Consider the following 5,161-nt stretch of genomic DNA (forward strand, 5'->3'; position numbering starts at 1 on the left):
TGCTGGCACAGGTAAATCAGGAACTCGATTTTCTCTAGAAGTTTTTTCATTATGCAGGTTTTTTAAATTGATTGATAGATACTTTACCATAGGAATTCTCCTGTGTATACTGTTGTTGAAATATTTTTTTTATTTGCAGATATAAACGCTGCATAGGTGTGAATGATTACACTTTCACGGTACCTTAGCAGGGGCAGGTAATCACTCCCTTCTTCTCTTCTCGCCCCATCCACTTCATAAAATGCATATTTCTTTTCGGGGCAATAGGCGATCATTATTACCCGGTCGCTTGGATGCATTCCCTTCATTAATAACTCAGCGTCCCAGGTAAATATTAGACCTGTTCCCATTATAGAAACCTCCATCTCTGGGTTAACAGGCATCGTGCCCTTGCTAAAGATTACCCCGGGATAATTGATTTCTAGATTCGGATAATTGCCTTTCAGCGCCACCAACTTGTTCTCAATTGTCGCAATGTTATGCGCGTTTTTCGTAGTGTTTTTCGCCTGTAGCGCGAAGCCAACATTGATCAACCCTTTTACAGGTTTAAACAAATTTGCTAGTAGGGAAAGCATCATCCGCGTAGCGAGCTGCAGAACGGTTGGCGGACCATCATTTTTTCCAATAGTGCGTTTTACCCATTGTCCATTTAGCAGATAGGTTACTGTATTGCCCACTTTTCCAGTAAAGGGAGCATTCTTCTTTTTTGAAGTTGCCATTCTATTTTGGTTATGTGTTATTACTCTTTTGATATTGGTTTGGTATTGCTTTGTATTGGTAGCCGTTTGCGCCCATTTTCATACCATGTTGACTGCGGGTTGGCAGCATTTTTTGTGCCTCCAACGTGCCGCCAGCATGGTCCCAACACGCCGACAATCCGCCGCCAAGGTGCCGCCAATACAAAGCAGTATACGAACGATACACGAACAGTATATGTTCAATGATTAAGACAATCAAGGTGGATCATGGTTATGTAACCTCATAGGTGCATTTGTAGTACGCTGAAAGTCCGTGATGCACGCATCAGGCCGGCCATAAAGGCACTGTAGTTCCCTGTTCATACGACATATTTTGGTTATTGGTAAATCCACTCACCTGAAAGAGAGCAGGTTAATTACTCAAATCTATCATAAATATTTTAATGTAAAAAGAAATTTAAAATTTATTTTTACGGCACAAAAACGCGCTAAAATACAGAAATAGGTAATCTTTATTACATTTTTGAAACGAAAGCTGGTCTGAATATGATAGACAGTCCCAATAAAAAATGCTAAAAAGGCTGAAAGAAAGCAATAAAAACGAAGTTAATCAGTCATAAAACCGCAAATAGAATGTTTTGATTTAAATATACTGTCAAATATGAGATTTGTGATCCAGGTCACAAACTCAGCATAATTGAAATATTAATTTTACACTTTTAGTTACACATATTACCAAATTTTGCTAAAAGCATTTAAACGCATATTAACTGGTAACATCATTCAAAAAACAGTAACAAAAAAACGTTTTAATGGTTACATCAACCCACATTCGAATTCAAATTCAGCAGCAAAAAATACATTTTACTGTAGAATTACGTTAATATTATTTTTAATGAATAATATATTTGATATAATATACGATAACTATACAATTATAAAACTAGCTTATCATTGTAATTATATTATTAAATAGTTATCCGTTACAATTGAAGTATATATGAACTATATACATTGTAAAATTTAAAAAACTATTATTATCCTTTACGAACTATGATACAAGAGGAGTTCTTAAACTATGTATTCAATTCTGCCGGCCTGGCTAAATTAAAGCTTGAAAAGCCTTCATCGCTCCAGTGGTTAGACCTATTGACCCAGGCTATAGAGGAAAAGAAATTCCCCAAGGGTCACAGCTTACTGAACATTGGACAAACACCAGAGCTAATTTACTTTCTTAGAAAGGGAGCGATCAGCGGTTATTATCTCGATGCTGATGGCAAGCGGGTAACTCTATACCTCTGGTGCGAGAACGCTATAGTTACCGACATTGCCGGATATATAAATCAAACACCCTCAGACTTACGAATATATACTTGCGATACCTCAGAAGTGGCAGCTATACACCGCTCGGCAATTAACCGTATCATCGATCAATACCCGGAAGCACTCCTTTTCATTATGGCAATTCAAGGCCATTTTCTAACGTACCATCGTGAGCGGGATATGGACAGCCAGACCTTTTCAGCAGAAGAGAGGTACAGAGAACTTATGGCTACGGATAAGAAGCTAGCCCTAAAGTTCTCAAAAAAATTCATTGCATCGCTGCTTGGAGTCTCCCCATCCCATTTTTACGAGCTAATGAAGCGAAACTGACCATAAAATGCTTTATCAAGACACAACACCTACCCATAAAAATCTCCGAAAGTGGACAACAATTCATCGACTATCCGCTACCACTCACAGGAATACTGTGTTTAAATTTGTCTAAGCAAGATTACTAACTAACCAAATATAAAATACCCGGCGGCAGCAAATAGAGCAGGGAGGCAATAACTAATTTCCCCGAAGAAATGGAGATTTTAAACCCAAAGAACGGTATACTACCCTCAGAGAAATCCTTCCGCAAAAGGCTGGCAACCCTTTGCAAAGATTTAACCGATCAGGAGATGGATGAAGCTATCCAGTCATTAATAAACAACAGCACTACACAATTATATCCCAAATCCGGGATAGCTGCACCAGTAAATTTAGACACAGGTAAATACATCTTTTTTGTTCACACTGGCATTGCATATAGTTTCGTTAATAATCCCCGTGACAAAAAGTTAGTTGTCCAAAAAATATGGATAAAGGACGACATCATCTTTAATCTAAATACCTTCCTGCATGGCACTATACCGATTGAGCATACGCAAATGCTTGAAGACGGACAGTTGATATCGATAAGCTACACCAGCCTCAGGATAATAATCAATGAACTACCACAACTAATGTCTTTACTGCTGCATTTACAGGCAGAAGGCCATTTGGCATGCCAACACTTTATGAGTCTGATCAACCTGTCAGTTATAGAAAAGGTGCGGGACTTTGTACGCCGTCATCCCACACTTGTTACCAGGATTAATCAGGAAATCATTGCATCCCACCTGGGCATGTCCAGAACTACTTTAAGCAAGGCTTTAACATTATATAAATCAACAAACAATGGAACCACTACTCCTGCAAGCCGGCAGCAATGAAGCAGGCCAGACATTTTTTTTGAAAAATTATTATATCCATACTACCTTAAAAACCTCAGAAAAAGGCAATGTATATCTGGCTAAGGATTATGATGGATGGCTCAAGAATGATTCGGTGATCATCAAACATGGTAATGGAGAAATGCCAGCTGATGAATTTGGACGTAACATGAGCAATAGATTGAAATGGCAGATGCAGCTGCATCAATCACTGCCTGCAGTTTTAAAATTGCCCAAAATAAAGGAGTTTTTCAGGTATAAGTTCAACTATTACCTGATTATGGAACATATTTTTGGCACACCCCTTAGAGAAAGATTGGCTGACGTTTATCAAAACAGAACATGGGATCAATTGAGCCCAGCTGATAGAACAGTGGTTTTGAATTTGCTGCTCCGTGTAATTGATGTTATCCAGATCATGCATGACGCCGGATTTTTGCACAGAGACATCACTCCTGAAAACTTCCTTATCAAGCCGGCTGGCCAGGTGATCATGATTGATCTTGAGCTTGCACATCCAATACATGAAAAACACCCCACTCCCCCTTTTGCTCTGGGCACAGCCGGATTTATGTCGCCCGAACAGCGCTTGCGCCTCGTACCCACTGTAAAACAAGATATCTATGGCTTGGGAGCTCTGATACTCACAGCCTTTACTAATCTTCCGCCATTAAAGTTTGACGTAGACAATCCGGAAATGCTCCTCAAATCAATGTCATTTCTGGGAGTACCACAAGCGATACAATCAATCATTGGGAACTGTTTGAGCGAGGAAAAAAGTGAAAGGCCAGAACTAGTTGAAATACGTCAGTGCATCCAGGAGCTGCTGAGTAATTTTGAGCGACCATCTCTGCAGCACATTGATTTTATGGTGCAACGGGCATTCAAAGGTTTAATCAATGTAGATCTTAAAGACAGAAACAGTTTATACCGAAAGAATTTAAATGCAGGCCTTGCTGTTCCTGTTCAGGGCATTTTACATCTGATCAGCGAGTATGGAATTGATAAAACGCCAGAAAAAGTTCAGTCATTTTTCAAAAAAGGGTATGAAAATGATTCCGCTTTGTATCAGGCAACGCTTGAGACAGAATTGCCGGGCTTATTCTGCGGCCGTGCAGGAAATGCCTTGGGTTTATACAGCGCTCTTGACATAGGAATGCTTGGCATAGACAGGACTCTGCCACGAACATACGATTGGATGAGAGCAGCGGCGCCCACTTTAGATCTGGCAAACGGGGTAGCGGGACAGGCCCTTGCCGTGTTATTGATTTTGCAAAAGCACCCTACTCAGCTGCTGGAAAAAAAACTGAGCACATTCATCAGTATACTATTAAAAAATCAGTCTCCGGATGGATCATGGCCAATGGAGCATTTACGCCTTGCCGACGGAAAAGCAGGAGTATTGCTTACACTCATTAAATGTTATAGGTACCGTAGTAATTTTGAATTGGAGCAAGCAATCACCAAAGCATTAACAGCATTACGCGTTAAGCTTTATCCAGAGGTAACTTTTTGGTCCTCCAAGAAGAAGGTGGGAGTTCAGGATATTTCCCTAATGGGTGGCACCTCTGGTATTGCCCTGGTTTTTCTCTATGCGTACGAAATTTGGGGTAAACCGAAATATAAAGAGACAGCAGAAAAAATGCTTAATGATTTACCTGAGCTCCCCTACAGCTTTGATTTTAGTTTAGAGTCTGGCCTGGCAGGGATAGGACTTGTGTATGTACAGGCCGCAAAGGCAACTGATGACAGCAGGTGGATGCAACGAATCAACCGGTTGTGCCACTTACTGAATCATATGTTGATCACAAACAGTGAAGATAATATCCACTGGAATATGCGTGGCATGGACAACATTGATGCAAGTTTACTGTCAGGCAATGCTGGGATCATTTATTTTCTGATCAGACTACTGGAAATGAGAAATTCAAATGGCAGACCTTC

At 40.1% G+C, this 5,161-nt stretch carries 4 protein-coding genes; 3 read left to right on the top strand and 1 reads right to left on the bottom strand.

Annotated elements, in window-relative coordinates; all coding sequences use genetic code 11:
* Positions 1-83: 83 nt before the first annotated feature.
* Entirely contained in the window at positions 84-719 is a 636-nt protein-coding gene (locus tag ABWY16_RS14255) for a DUF6266 family protein (RefSeq protein ID WP_353905317.1), read from the bottom strand.
* Between the two features lie 1,032 nt (positions 720-1,751).
* Here ABWY16_RS14255 and ABWY16_RS14260 point away from each other — a divergent pair.
* The 3 genes from ABWY16_RS14260 to ABWY16_RS14270 form a co-directional block, all read left to right on the top strand.
* A complete protein-coding gene (locus ABWY16_RS14260) occupies positions 1,752-2,351 on the top strand; it encodes a Crp/Fnr family transcriptional regulator (protein WP_353905318.1) in 600 nt (199 codons plus the stop codon).
* Between the two features lie 197 nt (positions 2,352-2,548).
* Entirely contained in the window at positions 2,549-3,217 is a 669-nt protein-coding gene (locus ABWY16_RS14265; protein ID WP_353905319.1) for a Crp/Fnr family transcriptional regulator, read from the top strand.
* Positions 3,183-5,161 (top strand): lanthionine synthetase LanC family protein (locus ABWY16_RS14270; RefSeq protein WP_353905320.1); only part of this gene is annotated, 1,979 nt, incomplete at its 3' end. The genes ABWY16_RS14265 and ABWY16_RS14270, both read left to right, overlap by 35 nt.

The organism is Pedobacter sp., from assembly GCF_040513095.1.
In the GTDB taxonomy this organism is placed as follows: Bacteria; Bacteroidota; Bacteroidia; order Sphingobacteriales; family Sphingobacteriaceae; genus Pedobacter.